25 protein-coding genes are annotated in these 20,982 nt (G+C 67.5%); 19 read left to right on the forward strand and 6 right to left on the reverse strand.

Going from position 1 to position 20,982, the window contains the following annotated elements:
- The first annotated feature begins 6 nt into the window (after positions 1-6).
- The 7 genes from sufC (at position 7) to NPA30_RS10200 (ending at position 4,930) form a co-directional block, all read left to right on the forward strand.
- Positions 7-762 carry a Fe-S cluster assembly ATPase SufC gene (sufC, locus tag NPA30_RS10170; RefSeq protein ID WP_256802560.1) on the forward strand — a complete coding sequence of 252 codons (756 nt, stop codon included), beginning with the start codon at positions 7-9 and terminating at the stop codon, positions 760-762.
- On the forward strand, positions 762-1,994 hold the full coding sequence (gene sufD, locus NPA30_RS10175) for a Fe-S cluster assembly protein SufD (protein ID WP_256802561.1): 1,233 nt from the start codon (positions 762-764) through the stop codon (positions 1,992-1,994). Before sufC ends, sufD begins: the two co-directional genes overlap by 1 nt.
- Positions 1,995-1,998: 4 nt before the next feature.
- Entirely contained in the window at positions 1,999-2,379 is a 381-nt protein-coding gene (locus NPA30_RS10180; protein WP_256802562.1) for a VOC family protein, read from the forward strand.
- The gene (locus NPA30_RS10185; protein ID WP_256802563.1) at positions 2,369-3,619 is read left to right on the forward strand and encodes a cysteine desulfurase; all 1,251 of its coding nucleotides are present in this window, start codon (positions 2,369-2,371) and stop codon (positions 3,617-3,619) included. Before NPA30_RS10180 ends, NPA30_RS10185 begins: the two co-directional genes overlap by 11 nt.
- A gap of 86 nt (positions 3,620-3,705) precedes the next feature.
- Complete coding sequence (locus NPA30_RS10190; protein ID WP_256802878.1) at positions 3,706-4,056, forward strand: SUF system Fe-S cluster assembly protein; 351 nt, start codon at positions 3,706-3,708, stop codon at positions 4,054-4,056.
- 102 nt (positions 4,057-4,158) lie between these two features.
- Positions 4,159-4,536 carry a Fe-S cluster assembly scaffold SufA gene (gene sufA / locus NPA30_RS10195; protein ID WP_256802564.1) on the forward strand — a complete coding sequence of 126 codons (378 nt, stop codon included), beginning with the start codon at positions 4,159-4,161 and terminating at the stop codon, positions 4,534-4,536.
- A gap of 16 nt (positions 4,537-4,552) precedes the next feature.
- Positions 4,553-4,930, forward strand: a complete 378-nt coding sequence (locus NPA30_RS10200) for a TfoX/Sxy family protein (protein ID WP_256802565.1) — start codon at positions 4,553-4,555, stop codon at positions 4,928-4,930.
- Between the two features lie 10 nt (positions 4,931-4,940).
- Here the strand turns inward: NPA30_RS10200 and NPA30_RS10205 are convergent, their stop codons facing one another.
- Entirely contained in the window at positions 4,941-5,213 is a 273-nt protein-coding gene (locus tag NPA30_RS10205) for a hypothetical protein (RefSeq protein ID WP_256802566.1), read from the reverse strand.
- 49 nt (positions 5,214-5,262) lie between these two features.
- Entirely contained in the window at positions 5,263-6,789 is a 1,527-nt protein-coding gene (locus NPA30_RS10210; RefSeq protein WP_256802567.1) for an SPOR domain-containing protein, read from the reverse strand.
- 350 nt (positions 6,790-7,139) lie between these two features.
- Here NPA30_RS10210 and NPA30_RS10215 point away from each other — a divergent pair, with 350 nt between their 5' ends.
- The 5 genes from NPA30_RS10215 to NPA30_RS10235 all read left to right on the forward strand — a co-directional run bounded on the left by NPA30_RS10215 (position 7,140) and on the right by NPA30_RS10235 (position 11,843).
- A complete protein-coding gene (locus NPA30_RS10215; protein ID WP_256802568.1) occupies positions 7,140-7,487 on the forward strand; it encodes a phasin family protein in 348 nt (115 codons plus the stop codon).
- 277 nt (positions 7,488-7,764) lie between these two features.
- Positions 7,765-8,151 (forward strand): ATP-dependent Clp protease adapter ClpS, encoded by a 387-nt coding sequence (gene clpS / locus NPA30_RS10220; protein WP_256802569.1) that lies wholly within the window; start codon positions 7,765-7,767, stop codon positions 8,149-8,151.
- A gap of 8 nt (positions 8,152-8,159) precedes the next feature.
- Positions 8,160-10,628, forward strand: coding sequence for an ATP-dependent Clp protease ATP-binding subunit ClpA (gene clpA, locus NPA30_RS10225; protein WP_256802570.1), 2,469 nt, complete (start codon positions 8,160-8,162; stop codon positions 10,626-10,628).
- 92 nt (positions 10,629-10,720) lie between these two features.
- Entirely contained in the window at positions 10,721-11,473 is a 753-nt protein-coding gene (locus NPA30_RS10230) for an AzlC family ABC transporter permease (protein ID WP_256802571.1), read from the forward strand.
- A gap of 4 nt (positions 11,474-11,477) precedes the next feature.
- Complete coding sequence (locus NPA30_RS10235) at positions 11,478-11,843, forward strand: AzlD domain-containing protein (RefSeq protein WP_256802572.1); 366 nt, start codon at positions 11,478-11,480, stop codon at positions 11,841-11,843.
- A 16-nt stretch (positions 11,844-11,859) separates the two neighbouring features.
- Here NPA30_RS10235 and NPA30_RS10240 read toward each other — a convergent pair whose 3' ends face one another.
- The 4 genes from NPA30_RS10240 to NPA30_RS10255 all read right to left on the reverse strand — a co-directional run bounded on the left by NPA30_RS10240 (position 11,860) and on the right by NPA30_RS10255 (position 14,814).
- Positions 11,860-12,279, reverse strand: a complete 420-nt coding sequence (locus NPA30_RS10240; RefSeq protein ID WP_256802573.1) for an HIT family protein — start codon at positions 12,277-12,279, stop codon at positions 11,860-11,862.
- Positions 12,280-12,347: 68 nt separating this feature from the next.
- Positions 12,348-13,568, reverse strand: coding sequence for a GNAT family N-acetyltransferase (locus NPA30_RS10245; protein ID WP_256802574.1), 1,221 nt, complete (start codon positions 13,566-13,568; stop codon positions 12,348-12,350).
- A gap of 41 nt (positions 13,569-13,609) precedes the next feature.
- On the reverse strand, positions 13,610-14,338 hold the full coding sequence (locus NPA30_RS10250) for a glycerophosphodiester phosphodiesterase family protein (protein ID WP_256802575.1): 729 nt from the start codon (positions 14,336-14,338) through the stop codon (positions 13,610-13,612).
- Between the two features lie 8 nt (positions 14,339-14,346).
- On the reverse strand, positions 14,347-14,814 hold the full coding sequence (locus tag NPA30_RS10255; protein ID WP_256802576.1) for a RidA family protein: 468 nt from the start codon (positions 14,812-14,814) through the stop codon (positions 14,347-14,349).
- Positions 14,815-14,919: 105 nt separating this feature from the next.
- Between NPA30_RS10255 and NPA30_RS10260 the strand changes: the two genes are divergently transcribed.
- From NPA30_RS10260 to NPA30_RS10290, 7 genes are all read left to right on the forward strand, one after another.
- Positions 14,920-15,771, forward strand: a complete 852-nt coding sequence (locus tag NPA30_RS10260; protein WP_256802577.1) for an EipB family protein — start codon at positions 14,920-14,922, stop codon at positions 15,769-15,771.
- Between the two features lie 204 nt (positions 15,772-15,975).
- Complete coding sequence (gene rpsB / locus NPA30_RS10265; protein WP_256802578.1) at positions 15,976-16,809, forward strand: 30S ribosomal protein S2; 834 nt, start codon at positions 15,976-15,978, stop codon at positions 16,807-16,809.
- Between the two features lie 115 nt (positions 16,810-16,924).
- Positions 16,925-17,851, forward strand: a complete 927-nt coding sequence (tsf, locus tag NPA30_RS10270; RefSeq protein WP_256802579.1) for a translation elongation factor Ts — start codon at positions 16,925-16,927, stop codon at positions 17,849-17,851.
- Between the two features lie 196 nt (positions 17,852-18,047).
- Positions 18,048-18,767: a UMP kinase gene (gene pyrH / locus NPA30_RS10275; RefSeq protein ID WP_256802580.1), complete on the forward strand. Its 720-nt coding sequence runs from the start codon at positions 18,048-18,050 to the stop codon at positions 18,765-18,767.
- 29 nt (positions 18,768-18,796) lie between these two features.
- The gene (frr, locus tag NPA30_RS10280; protein WP_256802581.1) at positions 18,797-19,354 is read left to right on the forward strand and encodes a ribosome recycling factor; all 558 of its coding nucleotides are present in this window, start codon (positions 18,797-18,799) and stop codon (positions 19,352-19,354) included.
- Between the two features lie 84 nt (positions 19,355-19,438).
- Complete coding sequence (locus NPA30_RS10285) at positions 19,439-20,125, forward strand: isoprenyl transferase (protein ID WP_372338792.1); 687 nt, start codon at positions 19,439-19,441, stop codon at positions 20,123-20,125.
- Positions 20,122-20,976, forward strand: a complete 855-nt coding sequence (locus NPA30_RS10290; RefSeq protein ID WP_256802583.1) for a phosphatidate cytidylyltransferase — start codon at positions 20,122-20,124, stop codon at positions 20,974-20,976. The genes NPA30_RS10285 and NPA30_RS10290 overlap by 4 nt, the downstream gene beginning before the upstream one ends.
- The last annotated feature ends 6 nt before the right edge of the window (positions 20,977-20,982 follow it).

The following is a 20,982-nucleotide window of genomic DNA, read 5'->3' on the forward strand; positions in this document are numbered from 1 at the left end:
AAGACGATGCTCGAAATCAAGAACCTTCACGCGCGCGTCGCGGACACCGAGACCGAGATCCTGCGCGGCCTCGACCTGACCGTTCAGGACGGTGAGGTCGCGGCGATCATGGGCCCGAACGGCTCCGGCAAGTCCACGCTCTCCTACATCATCGCGGGCCGCGAGGACTACGAGGTCACCGACGGCGACATCCTCTACAACGGCCAGTCGATCCTGGAGATGGATCCGGCCGAACGGGCCGCCCTCGGCGTCTTCCTGGCCTTCCAGTACCCGCTGGAGATCCCGGGCGTCGCCACCATGACCTTTCTGAAGTCGGCGCTGAACGCCCAGCGCAAGGCGCGCGGCGAGGCCGAGCTGACGACACCGGACTTCATGCGCCGGGTGAAAGGCTCGGCCGCCGAGCTGAAGATCGACATGGACATGCTCAAGCGTCCGCTCAACGTCGGCTTCTCCGGCGGCGAGAAGAAGCGCGCCGAGATCCTGCAGATGGCGCTGCTCGAGCCGAAGCTCTGCGTCATGGACGAGACCGATTCCGGCCTCGACATCGACGCACTCAAGATCGTCGCCGACGGCGTCAACGCGCTGCGCGGGCCGGACCGGTCCTTTCTGGTGATCACCCACTACCAGCGCCTGCTCGACTACATCGTGCCGGACACGGTGCACGTCCTCTACAAGGGGCGGATCATCAAGTCGGGCGACAAGTCGCTGGCGCTCACGCTCGAAAACGAGGGCTACGCCCAGGTCATCGGCGAGGCCGCCTGATGTCGGTCGTCCAGCTGAAGCCGCAGTCGCCGGGCGAGACGAGCCTCATCGCGCGGGCGGAAGGCGCCGGTGAACTGTCGAAGCCACGCCGCGAGGCGCTCGACACGCTGCGCCGCGACGGCCTGCCGAACCGGCGCGTCGAGGCCTGGCACTACACCGATCTGAAGCAGCTGCTCGGCACGCGGACGGAGGTCGCGCCGTCGCATGTCGTCGGCGGCAGTGACCTCCTCGCGCCGCTCCTGCCGAACAGCCACGTGATCGAGATCGGCACCGACGCCCAGCCGACGATGGGCGTCAGTGTCCTGCGCGGCGAGCGCCTGCCGGACTGGCAGGAGCCGGTGAACCACCTCGACCGCGACGTCGACACGATCCGCATGGTCAACGTCGCGCTGGGGACGGTCACGTCCGAGATCGTCGTCGCCGCCGGCGACACGGCCGAGGCGCCGATCGAGCTGCGTGCCACCCCGGAGGCGGGAGGGCGGCAGCCTTACGTCGTCTGCTCGGTCGGGGCCGGCGCAGAGGTGACGATCGTCGAGCGCGTGTCGCGCACCGGCGGCCTCTCGGCAAGCGTTGCGGATCTCACCGTCGGCGACGAAGCGAAGGTGCTCTGGATCGTCGACCAGGAGAAGGCGGACGACGAGACCCATCTCGGCCAGCTCAACATCACCGTCGGGCGGGGTGCGCAGCTGACCGTCGTCTTCCTCAACGCCGGCGGCGCGCTGGTGCGCCAGGAGATCCACACCCGCACGGCCGGCGAGGACGCCGAGATCCGCATCCGGGGGGTCAACCTCCTGAAGGCGGGCCAGCACGTCGACGTGACGACGACGCTGCACCACACGGTCGAGAATACCCGAGCGACCGAGATCCTGCGCAACGTCGTCACGGGCGGGCGCGGCGTCTTCCAGGGCATGATCAAGGTCGCGCCCGGCGCGCAGAAGACCGACGCGCGGCTCGCCTGCAATTCGCTGCTCCTGTCGGACGATGGCGAGTTCTCGGCCAAGCCGGAACTCGAGATCTTCGCCGACGACGTGCAGTGCGGCCATGGCGCGACGGCGGGGGAGATCAACGCCGATCACCTGTTCTACCTGATGTCGCGCGGCATTCCGGCGGCAGAGGCGCGGGCGCTGCTGATCAAGGCCTTCGTCGCCGAGGTGGTCGAGGAGATCGAGGACGCGGCGGTCGTCGAGGCGCTCGAGGCGCGCATCGACCGCTGGCTCGAGGCCAACCGCTAGGTCGATGCCCGTCACGCTCGACCACTGCGTGATCCATGTCTCCGACTGGGACCGGTCGGAGACGTTCTACCGCGACGTGGTCGGCGGCGAGGTCATCCAGCAGGCGGTTGGGTATGCGCTGCGCTTCGGCGCACAGCAGCTGAACTGCCACGGCCCGGGCAAGGCGGCCGACCCGCTGGCGAAGGCGCCGGTGATGTCAGGCAACAGCGACCTCTGCTTCCGCTGGCACGGTGAGATCGCCGAGGCGGCCGCCCATCTCCGCGCGCATGGCGTCTTGGTCGAGCTCGGCCCCGTCGCCCGGAGCGGCGCGGGCGGCGACGGCACGAGTGTCTATTTCCGCGATCCGGATGGATCGCTCCTGGAGTTCATATCCTATGACGGCTGACGCGATCAGGGCCGAGACGGCCGGCTTCGACGTCGAGGCGATCCGACGGGACTTCCCCATCCTCTCGATGGAGGTCTACGGCAAGCCGCTGACCTATCTCGACAGCGCTGCCTCGGCGCAGAAGCCGAAGGCCGTTCTCGAGGCCGTGCAGAAGGCCTATGGCGAGGACTACGCCAACGTCCACCGCGGCCTGCACTATCTGTCGAACAAGGCGACCGAGGCCTTCGAGGCGGCGCGCGAGACGGTGCGCGCCTTCCTCAACGCGCCGAGCGCCGAGGAGATCGTCTTCACCCGATCGGCGACCGAGGCGATCAACCTCGTTGCCTACAGCTATGGCATGGCCGAGATCGGCGAGGGCGACGAGATCGTGCTCACGATCATGGAGCACCACTCCAACATCGTGCCGTGGCACTTCATCCGCGAGCGCAAGGGCGCGAAGCTCGTCTTCGTGCCGGTCGCCGAGGACGGCTCGATCGCCATCGAAGACTTCGAGCGGGCCATCGGCCCGCGCACCAAGATGGTCGCGATCACCCACATGTCGAACATGCTGGGCACCGTCACGCCGGTGAAGGAGGTGACCGCGCTCGCCCACGCCAGGGGGATCCCGGTGCTGGTCGACGGCAGCCAGGGTGCCGTGCACCTGCCGGTCGACGTCACCGATCTCGACTGCGACTTCTACGCCTTCACCGGACACAAGGTCTATGGGCCGACCGGCATCGGCGTGCTCTACGGCAAGCGCGAGCTGCTGGAGCGGATGCAGCCGTTCAACGGCGGCGGCGAGATGATCGTCGAGGTCAGCGAGGACGCGGTGACCTACAGCCCGCCGCCGCACCGCTTCGAGGCCGGCACGCCGCCCATCGTGCAGGCGATCGGGCTCGGGGCGGCGCTCGACTACATGCGGGGCGTCGGCCGGGAGGCGATCGCGCGGCACGAGGAGGCGCTGCGCGACTACGCACACGAGCGCCTGTCGGCGGTGAACGCGCTGCGTGTCTTCGGCACCGCCGCCGGCAAGGGCGCGATTCTCTCCTTCGAGCTCCAGGGCATCCACGCCCACGACGTCGCCATGCTCATTGACCGCGAGGGCGTTGCGGTGCGCGCCGGCACCCACTGCGCCCAGCCGCTCTTGAAGCGGTTCGGTGTGACCTCCACATGCCGGGCGTCCTTTGCTATGTACAACACCACCGGCGAGATCGACCGGCTCGCCGAAGCGCTGGAAAAGGCGAGACGTTTCTTCGCCTGAAGGGTCGGACGATGGACAAAGATGCAGCCCTGACGCCCGCGGTCGAGCCGCGCGAGGCCGAAGACACCGCCGCGGCCAACATCGCCATGGCGAGCGGTGCGGCCGCGCCGTCTGCGATCGCCGCCGAGGAGCTTTCGCGCCTGACGGACGATATCGTCGCCGCCCTGAAGACGGTCTACGACCCGGAAATTCCGGCGGACATCTACGAGCTCGGCCTCGTCTACAAGATCGACATCGACGACGACCGGAAGGTCGCCATCGAGATGACGCTGACGGCGCCGGGCTGTCCGGTGGCCGGGGAGATGCCGGGCTGGGTGGAAAACGCCGTCGCCTCGGTCGAGGGCGTGCAGGCGGTGGACGTCGACCTCGTCTTCGATCCGCCCTGGACGCCGGAGCGCATGAGCGAGGAAGCGCAGGTCGCCGTCGGCTGGTTCTGACGCAGAGCTTGCCCGCACCGGGTGCGCGATCGGCCGGGCTCTTGCGAGCGCCTTGCGCCATGCGCATCTTCGATGGGACAACAGACTACGAGGAGCCGGACCATGGGCCGTTTCGCTGTGATGACGATGACCGACGCCGCCGCGGCGCGCGTGCGTGACATCGTGGCCGCGCGCGGCGCCGCGGCGCTCGGCATCCGGGTCGGCGTCAAGAAGGGCGGCTGCGCGGGGATGGAATACACCATCGACCTCGCCACCGAGACCAGACCCAGTGAGGACGCCGTCGAGCACGACGGCGCGCGCGTCTTCATCGCGCCCGAAGCCGTCCTCTTCCTGCTCGGCACGCGGATGGACTACGAGGAGACCGTGCTGCGGTCCGGCTTCGTGTTCAACAACCCGAACCAGACCTCGGCCTGTGGCTGCGGCGAATCGGTCGAGCTGAAGGCGGCCGATCTCTCGGCCATGGCCGGCGCCGCGTCCTGACCGTCCGCAGGCGGCGATGGACGAGGAGTTCGTGAGGGAGGTCTTCGCCAGCCTCGGCGCGATCACGATCAGGCGCATGTTCGGCGGGCAGGGGATCTACGCCTCCGGCCGCATCGTCGCGCTCGTGATCCGTGGCGACCTCTATCTGAAATCCGACGAAGAGGCGGCGCCGCTTTACGAGGCGGCAGGCTCCCGGGCCTGGACCTACACGCGGCCGGGACGCGCGCCGGTGACGATGCCCTACTACCGCTGCCCCGAGGACGGCTTCGACGATCCGGATGCGATGGCCGGCTGGGCGGCCGTCGCCGACGGCGCGGCCCGGCGGAGCGAAGCAGCCAAGGCCGGGTTGCAGAAACGAAGACGCCGCCCGAAGGCGGCGCTTCCAGACACTTGAACGGTTGCCCTCAGGCGAGGCGCAGGCGCACCGCGTGATGGCCTTCCGGCGCGACGGCATGCACCCGCATCCGGGTGTTCGGCTGCGAGGCCCGCCAGGCGCGGGCACCGTGGACGAGCAGCAGCCCGACGAGGTCCTTGGCCTTCAGCCGCGAGCGACCCTCGCGGTACTCGGCGAGGCGGGCGGCGGCCTGCTGCAAAGGCTGCGCGGCGGCCGCTGCGGCCCCGTTCGACAGCTTCTGCGGATAGGCCAGCACCACGTTCTCCTGGTCCAACACCGACATGACACCCCTCATCGTCTTTTGGTTTGCGGCCTGTGAGGCTCGGTTTTTTTCAGTTGGCGACTGCGTAGCAGGCGTAGGACCGGCGCTTCAGCGCGGCGCAGGCGTCCCAAGCGTCGGACTTCGTGTCGAAGCCGGCGAAGCGGGCGCGGTAGAGCGTCTGGGCACCGGCGCCCACCGTCTCGGTGAAGGCCTCCGCGTCCGCGAGCGCGCTGCCGCCCTGGCGCTTGGCGTCCGCCAGCATCGACATGGCGTTGTCGCGATCCGGCACCGCGGCGATCTGGACGACCCAGGGCGAGGTCGGCTTGGCCGCGGCGACGACGGAGCCGGTGGTGCGCGGATCGAGATCGGCGCCGCCCGGGATGGCCGCCGGCGGCATCGGCCCGCGGCGCGAGGGTGCCGTGCGGGCAGGCATCGTCGGGGCGGTCGTGGCGACCGGGGCAAGGCTGTTGGCGACCGGGATGGCGACGCCGGCATTGGCGGGACGGCGGCCGAAGGCGAGAGCGGCACGCACCGCATCGCGGCCGACCACCGGGCGGTTGCGCGGCGCCGGGACCGATCCGACCTCGGCGGCCTCGTCGGTGCCATAGGCCATGGCGATGCGCGCCTCGATCGACTGGGCATCCGGGTTCGGGAGGTGGTGGGCGCGGAAGCTCGGCACCGGCCCTTCCTTCGGCAGCGCATCGGCCATCAGGCCGGGCACCGGCCGGGCATCCGCGACGAGGTCGCCGGTGTCGCGGCGGCTCGCCTGCGGCAGATACTGGCGCAGCAGCTTGGCCATCTGGTTGTCACGGGCCGCGGCGGTGCGTCCGCCCATCACGACGCCGACGACCTTCTTGCCGTCGGCCGCGACCGAGGTGACGAGGTTGAAGCCCGACGCGTTGATGAAGCCGGTCTTGATCCCGTCGACGCCATCGATGCGGCCGAGCATGCGGTTGTGGTTGCCGATCACCTGGCCGCGGAAGTTATACGAGCGCGTCTTGAAGACGGCATACTGCTTCGGGAAGTGCTCGCGCAGCGCGATGCCGAGGGTGGCCATGTCCCGGGCGGTGACGTGCTGGCCGGGGTTCGGCAGGCCGTTGGCGTTCTTGAAGACGGTGCGGGTCATCCCGAGCTGGCGGGCCTTGGCCGTCATCAGCTCCGCGAAGCGATCCTCGCTGCCGCCGAGATATTCCGCCAGCACGACGGCCGCGTCGTTCGCCGACCGCGTCACCAGGCTGTAGATCGCCTCCTCGACCTTCAGGGTCGAGCCGGGCTTCAGGCCGAGTTTCGACGGGGGACGCGCCGCGGCATAGCGCGACACCGGCATCGGCGTGTCCATGCTGATCCGCCCGCCCTCGAGCGCCTCGAAGGTGAGGTAGAGCGTCATCATCTTGGTCAGCGACGCCGGGTAGCGCGCGTCGTCCGCATTCTCCGAATGGAGAACCTTGCCGGTGTTGGCGTCGATGATGAAGTCGGCATAGCGCTCGGCGGCCTTTGCCGCATGCGCCGTCAGAAGACTCGCCGTCAGCAGAATCATGGAGACGGCGGGGACGATGCGGGTCAGGAGGCGATCCAGGCTCGGTACGTTCAGGCGCACGGCTACTCTCTATCTCGTTCTGACTTCGGCGGACATCCGAGTGTCGCTTCCGAAATCCTGCCAAATCAATGGCATGCGGTTCCAGGACATGTTCCGAGACTACGCCGTGCGGCGTTACCATTCGGTTTATGGTTGAGGGACCGTTGTTCGGCTGACTGATTCCTTCGGCGAATTTGAGTCATCGGTAACCCGAACGATGTGCAGGCGTCACCCGGCCGGGTAGCATTCCTTTAGGCGGGCACACGTCCCGTTGATTCTCATTGTGCAGTGCAATATATCGGGTTCGGGCGCGCGTTCGATGCGATCGAGAGCTTGGGACGCGCCACCTCGAACACAGGAGAGGAAGCGCCATGACCGTCTATGACGATGCCAGCAAGTTCAACAGGGAAGCCATGGACAACTCGCTGAAGTCCTTTTCCGCGATGACTCGCGGCTTCCAGCAGATCGCCGCGGAGAGCGCGGACTTCACCAAGCGCAGCTACGAGCGCTCCAGCCAGTTCTTCGAGCAGTTGTCGCAGACGACGACGATGGACAGGGCGATGGAACTGCAGACCGAGTTCGCGCGCAGCAGCTACGAGACCTGGATTCAGCAGGCGACAAAGATGGGCGAGCTCTACTCCGACATCGCCAAGGAGAGCTTCAAGCCCTTCGAGGCGGTCATGGCGAACGGCATGACCACGGTGCGTTCCGCCGCCTGAGCGACGACGCGCGACAGGGCGCCGCAGCAGCGCCCGTACGGTGACTTAAAAAGCCCGGCCACAGCGCCGGGCTTTTTCCGTTTCGGGGGAGGCGGTAACATCCCGGATTGGCGCGCCGGCGTCCCGCCTGCCGCGGATCCGGGATCGGCGAAGGCTTCGCCGGCAGTCGGTGTGGCTGCCGACGCTCCCTGGGAATTCCATGCATTCCGGGTTTGCGCGGCCTGCGCGACGTCTTAAATTCCCGGCACGGCACATTACATGACGTGCGATGACAGGAATGGCGGCATTGAGAGACGACGGACCAGACGCTTCCCTCGAACAAGCGCGCCCGCGCTCCCAGGCAGGCAAGCCGGACACGCCCGATCCGGATCGCGGTACCTCGGTCATCACCCGAACCAAACCCAAAACCAAGAAGCCGAGTCTTTACAGAGTCCTTCTGCTGAACGACGATTACACCCCGATGGAGTTCGTCGTTCACGTCCTGGAGCGGTTCTTCCAAAAGGACCGGGAAGCCGCCACCAGGATCATGTTGCATGTGCACAACCACGGCGTTGGCGAGTGCGGAATCTTCACGTACGAGGTTGCGGAGACCAAGGTCACGCAAGTCATGGATTTCGCCCGTCAGCATCAACATCCGCTGCAATGCGTGATGGAAAAGAATTGAGGTGAAGCTTGCCGACGTTTTCCCAAAGCCTGGAGAAGTCGCTGCACTCAGCGCTGACGCTTGCCAATGAGCGGCATCAGGAATTCGCGACGCTCGAGCATCTGCTCTTGGCGTTGCTGGACGACAAGGACGCTTCGGCCGTGATGAAGGGCTGCAGCGTCGACATGGACCTCCTGCGGCAGAACCTGGTCGAGTACATCGACAACGAACTCGCCAATCTGGTGGCCGATCACAGCGACGAGACAAAGCCGACTGCCGGCTTCCATCGCGTCATCCAGCGCGCGGTCATCCACGTTCAGTCCTCCGGTCGCGAGGAAGTGACCGGTGCCAACGTGCTCGTCGCGATCTTCGCCGAACGCGAAAGCCACGCCGCCTATTTCCTGCAGGAGCAGGAGATGACGCGCTACGATGCCGTGAACTTCATCTCGCACGGCATCTCCAAGCGCGCCGGCGGCTCCGACAGCCGGCCGCTCCGCGGCGCCGAAGACGAGCAATCGACCATGGGTTCGGACGAAGAGGGCCGCCGCAAGACCCAGCAGGACGCGCTGTCGTCCTATTGCGTCAACCTCAACGAGAAGGCGCGCAACGGCCGGATCGACCCGCTGATCGGGCGGGCCGACGAGATCAACCGCACGATCCAGGTGCTGTGCCGCCGCTCGAAGAACAACCCGCTCTACGTGGGCGATCCTGGCGTCGGCAAGACGGCGATCGCGGAGGGCCTCGCCAAGCGGATCGTCGATGGCGACGTGCCGGAAGTGCTGGCGGACGCCACGATCTTCTCGCTCGACATGGGCACGCTGCTCGCGGGCACGCGCTATCGCGGCGACTTCGAGGAGCGGCTGAAGCAGGTCGTCAAGGAACTGGAGGACTACGCCGGCGCGGTTCTCTTCATCGATGAGATCCACACCGTCATCGGCGCCGGGGCGACCTCCGGCGGCGCGATGGACGCGTCCAATCTCCTGAAGCCGGCGCTCTCCTCGGGCGCGATCCGGTGCATCGGCTCGACCACCTACAAGGAGTATCGCCAGTTCTTCGAAAAGGACCGGGCGCTGGTTCGACGCTTCCAGAAGATCGACGTGAAGGAGCCGTCGGTCGAGGATGCGGTCTCGATCCTCAAGGGCCTCAAGCCCTATTTCGAGACCTTCCACCACGTGAAGTTCACCAACGAGGCGATCCGCTCGGCGGTCGAGCTGTCGGCGCGCTACATCAACGATCGCAAGCTGCCGGACAAGGCGATCGACGTGATCGATGAGACCGGCGCGTCGCAGATGCTTCTGCCGGAGGCGCGACGCAAGAAGCAGATCGGCGTCAAGGAGATCGAGGCGACGATCGCGACGATGGCGCGCATCCCGCCGAAGAGTGTCTCCAAGGACGACGAGGAGGTCCTGGCCAACCTGTCGGAGCAGCTGAAGCGCGTCGTCTACGGTCAGGACGAGGCGATCGAGCAGCTGTCCTCGGCGATCAAGCTCGCCCGGGCCGGCCTGCGCGAACCGGAAAAGCCGATCGGCAGCTACCTCTTCTCCGGCCCGACCGGCGTCGGCAAGACAGAGGTCGCCAAGCAGCTCGCGTCGTCGCTCGGCGTGGAACTCCTGCGCTTCGACATGTCGGAGTACATGGAGCGCCATACCGTCTCGCGGCTGATCGGTGCCCCTCCCGGGTATGTCGGCTTCGACCAGGGCGGGCTTCTGACCGACGGCGTCGACCAGCATCCCCACTGCGTGCTGCTGCTCGACGAGATCGAGAAGGCTCATCCGGACCTCTACAACATCCTGTTGCAGGTCATGGACCACGGCAAGCTGACCGATCACAACGGCAAGCGGATCGACTTCCGGAACGTCATCCTGATCATGACGACGAATGCCGGAGCGGCCGAGATGGCGAAGGCGGCGATCGGTTTCGGGTCGTCGAAGCGCAGCGGCGAGGACACCGAGGCGATCAACCGGATGTTCACGCCGGAGTTCCGCAACCGCCTCGACGCGATCATCGCGTTCGGCGGCCTGCCGACGCCGGTGATCCATCAGGTCGTACAGAAGTTCGTCATGCAGCTCGAGGCCCAGCTCTCCGAGCGCGGTGTGACCTTCGAGCTGTCGCCGGAGGCGATCGCCTGGCTCGCCGAGAAGGGGTATGACGAGCACATGGGCGCCCGGCCGCTCGGCCGCGTGATCCAGGAGTACATCAAGAAGCCGCTGGCCGACGAGGTGCTCTTCGGCAAGCTGAAGCGGGGCGGCACCGTCAAGGTGACGGTCGGCGAAGACGAGGCGGGCAAGAAGAAGCTCGAGCTCGAAGCGATCGCCGACGAAGTGCCTGCCAAGGCCCGCAAGGCGCGCAAGGCCTCCGTCGGCCCGGATGGCGACGAGATCACCGAAGACGACCTCGACGACGAGGAGATCGAGGAGGATCTCGACGGTGAGGTCGAGACGGCGGTGAAGCCGAAGCGGCCGGGAACGGTGCCGAAGGTGCCGCGCAAGGCGGACTGATCGACGACAGGGGCTGCCCGGCGGGCAGCCCCTGTCTTGTATTGCGTTGGCCGAGATGGGTCGCGCTCGACCCTTCCAGCTTCGGCTTCGCCATGACCCAGACTGTTTCCGATGCGGACGAAGCGGCAGCCGATCTGCCGGCGCGCCACTGGGCGCTGCTCGGTATCAAGGGCATCGTGTCGACGCCCGCGCTGATCCTGACGACCTCGTTCCTCGGCTTTGCCGCGCTGGCCCGCGACGCCGGTGTCGGTCTGCCCGAAACGGCCTTCATGACCTTCGTCGTGTGGGCCCTGCCGGCCAAGATCATTCTCGTCGGCGCGATCACCGCCGGCCTGTCCCTGCCGGCCGCCGCCATCGCCGTCGCCCTGTCCTCGCTGCGGCTGATGCCGATGGTGACCGCGCTGATGCCGGAGATCCGGGGACCGCGCACGCCGACGCGCACCCTCCTGTTTCTGTCTCATTTCGTCGCCGTCACCGGCTGGGTGTTCGCGATGGAGCGCGTCAAGAACGTGCCGCGGCGGCATCGTCCGCTGTTCTTCGGCTGTTTCGCGGTGACGCTGACCTGCCTGAACACCCTGCTGGTGGCGCTGGTCTACAATCTGATGGGCCAGCTGCCGGCGCTCGCGACCGGGGCGCTCGCCTTTCTGACGCCGGTCTACTTCCTGACCTCGCTGTTCGGGACGGCGCGCGAGCTGTCCGGGCGGCTGGCGCTGCTGACCGGAATGCTGTGCCTGCCCCTCGCGCACTGGCTGAACCCCGAATTCGATCTCCTGATCGCCGGGCTTGCGGGAGGTGTGATGGCGCATCTCGCCGGCCGCGCGATCGACCGGCGCAAGGTCGCCTGACGCGATGGGCAACCTCTCGTTCCACGCCTTCGCGCAGCCGTGGTGGCCCTATGTCTTCATTCTTCTGGCCGGCTGGCTGCCGACCGACATCTGGCGCTATCTCGGCGTGCTGTCGTCCGGCCGGATCCGTGAAGACTCTCCGGCACTCGGCCTCGTTCGGGCCATCGCGACGGCACTCGTCGCAGCGGTGATCGCGCAGCTCGTGCTCTACCCCGGCGGCTCGCTCGCCGCGATTCCAGGCGCGGTGCGGGCAGGGGCCTTGGTTGTCGGCTTCCTCGTCTATCTCGCGGCGGGCCGGCGAATCGTCGTCGGCATCCTCGCCGCCGAGGCCGTCCTCGTCGGCGTGCCGCTGGTGCTGAGCGCGTTGTGACGAGGCTGGCCTGCGCTCAGCCGAGGGCGGCGCGGATCATGTCCGCCTGTTCGGCCAGCATCGCCTGGTCCGCCATCCCGCCCGAATGTGGCTGCAGCGGAACGCCGTCGTAGCGCGGGATGACGTGAAAGTGCAGGTGATAGACCGTCTGGCCGGCCGCAGCCTCGTTGAACTGCGAGATCATCACGCCGTCGGCATGAAAGGCCGTCTTCACCGCCCGCGCCAGCCGGGCGACGACCGGCATCACGGCCCCCAGCGTCGCGTCGGCGCAGTCGAGTAGGTTGCGCGAGGGCGCACGCGGGACGACGAGACAGTGTCCTTTGGACTGCGGCATCACGTCCATGATCGCGATGCAGCTCTCGTCCTGATACACCCTGTGGCTCGGGATTTCCTCGCGCAGGATCTTCGCGAAGATATTGCTTTCGTCGTAGGCCAAAGGTCCGGGCCTCCCGGTGGTTGCATGCGAGAGGATGCTTAGCCGACCACCTCGCACCGTGCCAGTGCTCAGTCGTCGCTTTTCCTGAACGGTGTGTGCGCCGCCAAGACTTCGGTGATCTCATTCACCGACGCGCGCTCCTGCTCGAGATAGTCGGCGATCGCGCGACGCAAACCGGGATGTGCGATGTAATGGGCCGAATGCGTCGTCACCGGCTCGTAGCCGCGAGCGAGCTTGTGCTCGCCCTGTGCGCCGGCCTCGACACGCGAAAGCCCGTTCGCGATCGCATAGTCGATGGCCTGATGATAGCAGACCTCGAAGTGCAGGAACGGGTGGTCCTCGATGCAGCCCCAATAGCGCCCGTAGATCGTATCCCCACCGATGAAGTTCAGAGCGCCGGCGATGTAGCGGCCAGCCCGCTTCGCCATGACGAGCAGGATCCAATCGCCCATCGCCTCACCGACGAGGCTGAAGAACGGGCGATTGAGATAGGGGCGGCCCCATTTCCGGCTGCCGGTGTCCTGGTAGAACGTGAAGAAGGCGTCCCAGGCCGCCTCGGTCAGGCCGGCGCCGGTCAGCCATTCGATCTCGATGCCCTCGGCCAAGGCCTCGCGCCGCTCCTTGCGCAGGCCCTTGCGCTTGCGCGAGGCGAGCGTTTCCAGGAAGTCGTCGTAGCTGCCATAACCACGATTGTGGAAGTGGAACTGCTTGTCGGTCCGGTGCAGGAAGTGCCGGCTCTCCATCGCCGCGAGGTCGTCGGGCAGAAGGAAGGTGGCATGGGCGGAGGAGATGCCGAGCTTGTCGACATAGGCCTCGACGCCGTCGCACAGCGCCCGCCTGAGGGCGTCGGACTGCTGTCCGTCGCCGACGAGCAGCCGCGGCCCACTGGCCGGCGTGAAGGGCACCGACAGCTGGAGCTTGGGATAGTAGTCGCCGCCGGCGCGCTCGAAGGCGTCCGCCCAGCCGTGGTCGAAGACGTATTCGCCCTGGCTGTGGCTCTTGAGATAGGCCGGCGCGGCAGCCACGGGGCGGCCCGCCTCGTCCTCGAGCAGGAGATGCTGCGGCAGCCAGCCGGCACGTCGGCCGACGCAGCGGCTGTCCTCGAGGGCCTTCAGAAAGGCGTGGGAGACGAACGGATTGCGCGGATCGACCGCGGCATCGTCGCGGCCCGCGATCCGCGTCAGCCGGTCCCAGGACACTGCGTCGACCTCGGCGATCGAATCCACCGATCGCAGCGACAGGACGGGCGCCTCGGCATCGGCCGTGCGGCGGGAGCGATCGGAAGTCATCGCGCTAGGAGATAAAGGTTGTTTGCGCTGCGGCAAGCCGGTCAGGCCTGCGGCAGAAAGCCTTCGAAGGTGATCTGGTCGGCATGAGCCGTGCTGATGGCCTCCTCCTCCGGGCTGCGGACCGTCCAGCTGATCACCGGCGCGCGGCACTCCTCGCGCACATACCGCACGAATGCGTTCGGCAGGTGATGGACATTGTAGGAGGTGAACCGGCAGCCGCCGTCGTAGACCGCGCGATGCGCGGCGAGGACCGCCGCTTCGGTCCCCTCGGCCGTCAAGCCGACTGGCACGTCGAACCCGGCAGCGAGCGCCTGTTCGATCAGCCACGCGTCGAAGGACATCAGCGCCAGCGGCCCGTCATAGGCTGTGACCAGCGGCTTCAGATGCGAGACGAAGGCCGTGTCGGCCGCGCGGTCGGTCCCCTTCATCTCCACAACGAGCGGCACCCGGCCGCGCGTCAGGTCGAAGAGATCGGCAAGGCTGGGCAGGCGGCTCTCGCCGCCGTTCAGCCGCAGCGCGGTCAGTTCGGTCGCGTCACGGGCGCCGAGCGGGCCCATCGCCTCGGTCAGCCGGTCGAGCTCGGTGTCGTGGAAGATCACCGGCACGCCGTCGGCCGATATCTGGATGTCGCACTCGATCGCGAAGCCGCTGGCGATGGCCGCTTCGAACGCCGGAAGGCTGTTCTCGACGACGCGGCGGTTGCCGTCGTGCAGGCCGCGATGGGCGATCGGGCGGGCCGTCAGCCAGTCGAGCGAGGTCGGGTGCAACACGATCGGCCTCAGGCGATCTCGAACAGCGCTTCGATCTCCACCGCCGCGTCCATCGGCAGCGACGGCACGCCGACGGCCGAACGCGCGTGGCGCCCCTTGTCGCCGAGAATGTCGACCAGGAAGTCGGAGGCGCCGTTGGCGACCTTGTGCTGCTCGGTGAAGCTGGGGGCGCTGGCGACGAAGACGGTCAGCTTCAGCAGGCGGCCGATGCGCTCGAGGTCGCCGTCGAGCGCGGCACTGGCCTGTGCGAGGATGTTGATCGCGCAGGCCCGCGCAGCCTTCTGCCCGTCCTCGAGAGCGACCTCGTCGCCGAGCTTGCCGGAGGCGCCGAGCTTGCCGCCGTCGAGCGGCAGCTGGCCGGAGGTCTGCAGGAGGTTGCCGAAGCGCGCATACGGCACGTAGTTGGCGGCGGGCGCGGCGGCCTGCGGCAGCGAGACGCCGGCCCTTGCCAGACGGGTCGCGATGGTGTCGGTCATAGTTTGTCCTCGATCGGCAGGCTCGGGTTCGGATGTCGACAGCCATACCCGCTTTCGCCTCGGGAATCTTGCGGCGCACGCGTGAAACGTCAGAAAGTTCGGTGGATGATCTCTCGCCTTCGGCTCCTTTCCCTCCTGATCGCCGCCGCCACGACGCCAGCGGGAGCCGTGGATCTCGCCTCGCATCGCGCCGTCTACGACCTGACCCTCGGTGAGAAGAGCAGCGAGGTCGTCGGTGTCGACGGACGCATCGCGCTCGAGCTGACCGCCGAAACCTGCGGTTTCGTCAAGCTCGACTACCGCTTCGTGGCTCGCTTCCAGCAGGATGACGACCTCGTGCTGACCGACCAGCGGACGGTGACCCGCGAGAGCGCGGCAGGCGATGCGATGACGTTCGACACCACCACGCTGATCGACGGGTCGAAGCAGTCCGAGGTGTCCGGCCACGCGAACACCGACGCCGGCAGCACGCAGGTCCACTATAACCAGCCGGTGCCGCGCGACCTGTCGCTGCCGGCGTCCTACTTTCCGATCCAGCACACCCGCTTCCTCATCGCCGCGGCAGAGGCCGGCGAGAGCATCGTGGAGGCCAAGCTCTTCGACGGCAACGACGACGCCGACAAGCATCTGTCCAGCACCGCGATCATCGGCAAGCTCATCGATCCGTCCTCGACGGGGGCAGGGGCGGCTCCAGCCGGCGAGACCAACGCGGGCGAGACCGGTGCGGCCGCTGCGTCCGACGATCCGCGGCAGGCGCTGGCGGGACTGCGGGCCTGGCCGGTGCATGAATCCTTCTACAACAGCGACAGCGATCCGGACGGTCTGCCGGTCTTTTCAACGAGCTACGTGCTCTACGAGAACGGCGTCTCCGACCGGCTGGTGCTCGACTATGGCACCTACGTTCTGAAGGGCGATCTCGCGCGCCTGTCGCTGCTGGAGCCCAAGCCCTGCCCCTGAGCGGGCTTGCGGCGGCGCCTGCGCCAGCCCATATGCGGCGGGTGCCCTCGCTTGCCTCACATGCGGCAATCGTGTATGGGCGCGCCTATTCCACACACGGAAGCCGGGACTGACGTTCGGACGCACGAGCCGACGGTCCCACCGGTGGCGGTCGCGAGGCCGCTTCGTTCCGTGGAGGCTTGAACCGGTAAAAGGACTGTATCCATGGCTCTGCCAGACTATTCCATGCGCCAGCTGCTCGAGGCCGGCGTTCACTTCGGCCACCAGACCCACCGCTGGAACCCGAAGATGGCGCCCTTCATCTTCGGCGCGCGCAACAACATCCACATCCTCGACCTCGCGCAGACGATGCCGATGCTGCACCGTGCGCTGCAGGCGGTGAGCGACACCGTCTCGCGCGGCGGCCGCGTGCTCTTCGTCGGCACCAAGCGCCAGGCCTCCGAGTTGGTGGCGGACGCCGCGGCCCGTTCGGCGCAGTACTATGTGAACGCTCGCTGGCTCGGCGGCATGCTGACCAACTGGAAGACGATCTCGCACTCCATCCAGCGCCTGCGCAAGCTGGACGAGCTCCTCGCCGGCGAGGCTCAGGGCTTCACCAAGAAGGAGCGTCTGACCCTGCAGCGCGAGCGCGACAAGCTCGACCGCGCGCTCGGCGGCATTCGCGACATGGGCGGCGTGCCGGACATGATCTTCATCATCGACACCAACAAGGAGTCGATCGCGATCGAAGAGGCCAAGCGCCTGAAGATCCCGGTGGTGGCGGTCGTCGATTCGAACTGCGACCCGATGCCGATCGACTACCCGATCCCGGGCAACGACGACGCGGCCCGCGCCATCGCACTCTACTGCGATCTCATCGCCCGCGCCGCGGTCGACGGCATCGCTCGCCAGCAGGGCGCCATGGGCGTCGATGTCGGCGCGATGGAGGAGGCTCCGGTCGAGCCGGCTCTCGAGGAGCCGGTGGTCGCCGAGGAGACCTTCGAGGCTCCGGCCGAGCCCGCGGCCGCTCCGGAAGCGGAAGCGGCGACCGCCGGCTGATTTCCCTTCGTTGAAGGCGCGCCCGAGAGCGCGCCCCTTTAACGCAACGTCATATTTCTGGCGCACCCCTGTTTCGGGAGTTGGTGCGCCCGCTCGATTCTGAAGAGGCCGACTGATGAGCATTTCCGCTGCGATGGTGAAGGACCTGCGCGAGAAGACCGGCGCGGGCATGATGGACTGCAAGACCGCGCTTGCCGAGAACAACGGCGACATGGAAGCGGCCATCGACTGGCTCCGCGCCAAGGGCATCGCCAAGGCCGACAAGAAGTCGGGTCGCACCGCAGCCGAGGGCCTGGTCGGCGTCGCCGCGGCCGAGACCAAGGCGATCGTCGTCGAGGTGAATTCGGAGACGGACTTCGTCGCCCGCAACGACGCCTTCCAGGCGCTGGTGCGCGACGTCGCGCAGGTCGGCCTGACCACCGACGGCTCGCTCGATGCGGTTGGTGCCGCCACCTATCCCGGCAGCTCCAAGACGGTCGTCGACACCATCAAGGACGCGGTCGCGACCATCGGCGAGAACATGAGCCTGCGCCGCTCGGCGATGCTGACGGTGGGTGAGGGCGTGGTGGCCACCTACATCCACAACCAGGTCGTCGAGGGCCTCGGCAAGATGGGCGTCCTCGTGGCGATCGAGTCGACCGGCGACAAGACGGCGCTGAACCAGTTCGGCCGCCAGGTGGCGATGCACGTCGCCGCCACCAACCCGCTCGCGCTCAACGCCAGCGAGATCGACCCGGCCGTCGTCGAACGCGAGAAGGCGATCTTCTCCGAGCAGGCCCGTGCCTCCGGCAAGCCGGAAGCCATCATCGAGAAGATGGTCGAGGGCCGGCTGCGCAAGTTCTACGAGGAGGTCGTGCTCCTGAGCCAGGCCTTCGTCATGAACCCGGACCTGACGGTCGAGAAGGCGCTGAAGGAGGCCGAGAAGGACTTCGGCGCTCCGGCCAGGATCACCGGTTTCGTGCGCTTTGCGCTCGGCGAGGGCATCGAGCGGGAGCAGACCGACTTCGCCGCCGAAGTCGCCGCGGCCGCCGGCAAGAACTGAAGCCAGTCGAGGCCGAATTCACGGGGGCGCTCGCGTGACAAGCGGGCGCCCTTCCTGTATCGCAGGTTCCGATTTCGCAGCGGCCAGCTGAAGGCGTTCCGGGTTCCGGTCAGGCTGTGTCTCCTCGAAACGAGCTCACGGTGTCTGCGCGGCGCGGACGGCTATGGCTGCAGGCGGGATCGGTCGGGTTTTTGAGATGGCGGCGGACCTTTCCTACCAGCGTATCCTACTGAAGGTGTCGGGCGAGGCGCTGATGGGCGCCCAAGGCTTCGGCATCGACGTCGCGATCGTCGATCGCATCGTCGCCGACATCGCCGCAGCGCGCGCGCTCGGGGCCGAAATCTCGATCGTCATCGGCGGCGGCAACATCTTCCGCGGCGTGGCGGTCGCCTCCAAGGGCGGCGACCGGGTCACCGGCGACCACATGGGCATGCTGGCGACCGTCATCAACGCGCTGGCGCTGCGCACCTCGCTCGCCAAGATCGGCGTCGAGTCGATCGTCCTGTCGGCGATCGCGATGCCGGAGATCTGCGAGAGCTTCTCGCAGCGGGCGGCGCTTCATCACGCGGCGCAGGGTCGGGTGGTCATCTTCGCCGGCGGCACCGGAAATCCGTTCTTCACCACCGACACGGCGGCGGCGCTTCGGGCGGCCGAAATGGGCGCGCAGGCCCTGTTCAAGGGCACGCAGGTCGACGGCATCTACAGCGCCGATCCGAAGCTGCACCCGGATGCCGAGCGCTTCTCGCACTTGACCCATGACGAAGTCCTGGAAAAGGGGCTCGCGGTCATGGATGTTGCGGCCGTGGCGCTGGCGCGCGAAAACCACATCCCGATCGTCGTCTTCTCGATCCACCAGGAGGGAGAACTGGCGCGGATCCTCTCCGGCAGCGGTCACGCGACCACCGTCTCCGACTGACGTGCGGGTTCAAGAAAGAAGGAAACGGCATGGCTGATTTCGACCTCAAGGAACTGAAGCGGCGCATGGACGGGGCGGTCGCCTCCTTCCGCAGCAACCTTGCCGGCCTGCGGACCGGACGCGCCTCGGTCAACCTGCTCGATCCGATCACGGTCGATGCCTATGGCAGCTCGATGCCGCTGAACCAGGTCGCGAACGTCACCGTGCCGGAGGCGCGCATGGTGATGGTCTCGGTGTGGGACAAGTCGATGGTCGGCAAGGTGGAGCGGGCGATCCGCGACTCCAATCTCGGCCTCAATCCGATCACCGACGGCACCACGCTGCGCATCCCGCTGCCCGAGCTCAACGAGGAGCGGCGCAAGGAACTGGTCAAGGTCGCCCACACCTATGCCGAGGACGCGCGGGTGGCAGTCCGCCACGTTCGCCGCGACGGCATGGAGCTTCTGAAGAAGCTCGAGAAGGACGGCGACATGAGCCAGGACGAGAGCCGCGCCCAGTCGGACAAGGTCCAGAAAGCCACCGACGAGACCATTGCGGAGATCGACAAGACCCTTTCCGTTAAGGAAGGCGAAATCATGCAGGTCTGATGCTCTCCCTGAGCACGAGGGTTGGCCGAAGCGAGACAAGGGGCGGGGGAGAGAGTGGGGCATCCGCGACACGTCGCCATCATCATGGACGGCAATGGCCGGTGGGCGAAGGCACGGGGCCTGCCGCGGACGATGGGCCATCGGCGCGGCGTCGAGGCCGTGCGCGAGACGGTGCGCGCGGCCGGTGACTTCGGCATCGAATACCTGACGCTGTTCGCCTTCTCGTCGGAAAACTGGCGGCGTCCGCGCGAGGAGGTCGACGAGCTTCTGCGGCTCCTCAAGATCTTCATACGCCGCGATCTTGCCGACCTCCACAAGGAGGGGGTGCGGGTGCGGGTCATCGGCGCGCGCGACAATCTGAGCCCGGACATCCTCGGCCTCCTGGAGGAGGCGGAGAGCCTGACGCGCAACAACCAGCGCACGACTCTCGTCATCGCCTTCAACTATGGCGCCCGGGACGAGGTCGCCCGCGCGGTCCGGCGCATCGCCGCCAAGATCTCGAGCGGCGAGGTGGCGATCGATGCCGTCGATGCCGAGTGCCTCGACGCGCATCTGGACACCGCAGGGATCCCGGATCCCGACCTCATCATCCGCACGAGCGGCGAACTGCGGCTGTCCAATTTCCTGCTCTGGCAGGCCGCCTATTCCGAGTTCGTCTTCCTGCCCTGTCTCTGGCCGGACTTCGATCGCGATGCCCTGGCCCAGGCGCTAGCCGAATACGCCTCGCGCAGCCGCCGCTATGGCGGCATCGCCCGCGAAGCCGCGTCGTGACGCTCGCCGACGCGCTGCCCGTCAAATCCTGGTCCGACCTGCGCTCCCGGCTGATCTCGGCCGTGGTGCTTGCCGTGTTCGTCATCGCCGTCACCCTTGCCGGTGGCTGGCCGTTCCGGCTGCTCTGCGTCCTTTCCGGACTGATCGTCTTCGAGGAATGGGCCCGTATCACCCGGGCCCGCCGCGCCGGGCCGCTCTTCACGCTGGGCCGCCGTGCGACCTGGCTGGCCCTCGCCCTGTTCCTGTTCGGCCTCCCGGTCGCGGCTCTGGTGGTGGTGGTCGCTGTCTGCATCTTTCTCTGGCTCGTCGACCGGCGGGAGCGCGAGGCCTCGTGGCTCCTTGCCGGCATCGGCTACACGGTGGCCAGTTCCGTCCTGCCGGGCATGCTGCGGGGCGACAGCCCCGAGGGGCTGGCCGTGCTCGCCGTCGTCATGGCCGTGGTCTGGGCGAGCGATATCGCCGCCTACTTCACCGGTCGCGCCATCGGCGGGCCGAAGCTTCTGCCCTCCGTCTCGCCGAAGAAGACCGTGTCCGGGGCGCTCGGCGGACTCGCGGCGGGCATCGTCTTCGGCGTCGTGACCTTCTGGCTGTTCGGTGGTGAGGTGGGTGTGTTCGCCGTCGTCCTGACGGGCCTCCTCTCGGTCGTCGGTCAGGCGGGCGATCTCTTCGAATCGTGGGTGAAGCGGCGCTTCGGGGTCAAGGACTCGGGGCGCATCATTCCCGGGCACGGCGGGCTCATGGACCGCATCGACGCGCTCATCGCGGCGACGGCCGCGACCTGGCTGATCGGCGTGCTCCTGTCGGGCCTGGCACATCCCGCTCGCGCCATAATCGCATTGCAGCTTGGCTGAGCCTGC

It is taken from the genome of Mangrovibrevibacter kandeliae (genome assembly GCF_024519155.1).
GTDB classification, from domain to species: Bacteria; Pseudomonadota; Alphaproteobacteria; order Rhizobiales; family Rhizobiaceae; genus Mangrovibrevibacter; species Mangrovibrevibacter kandeliae.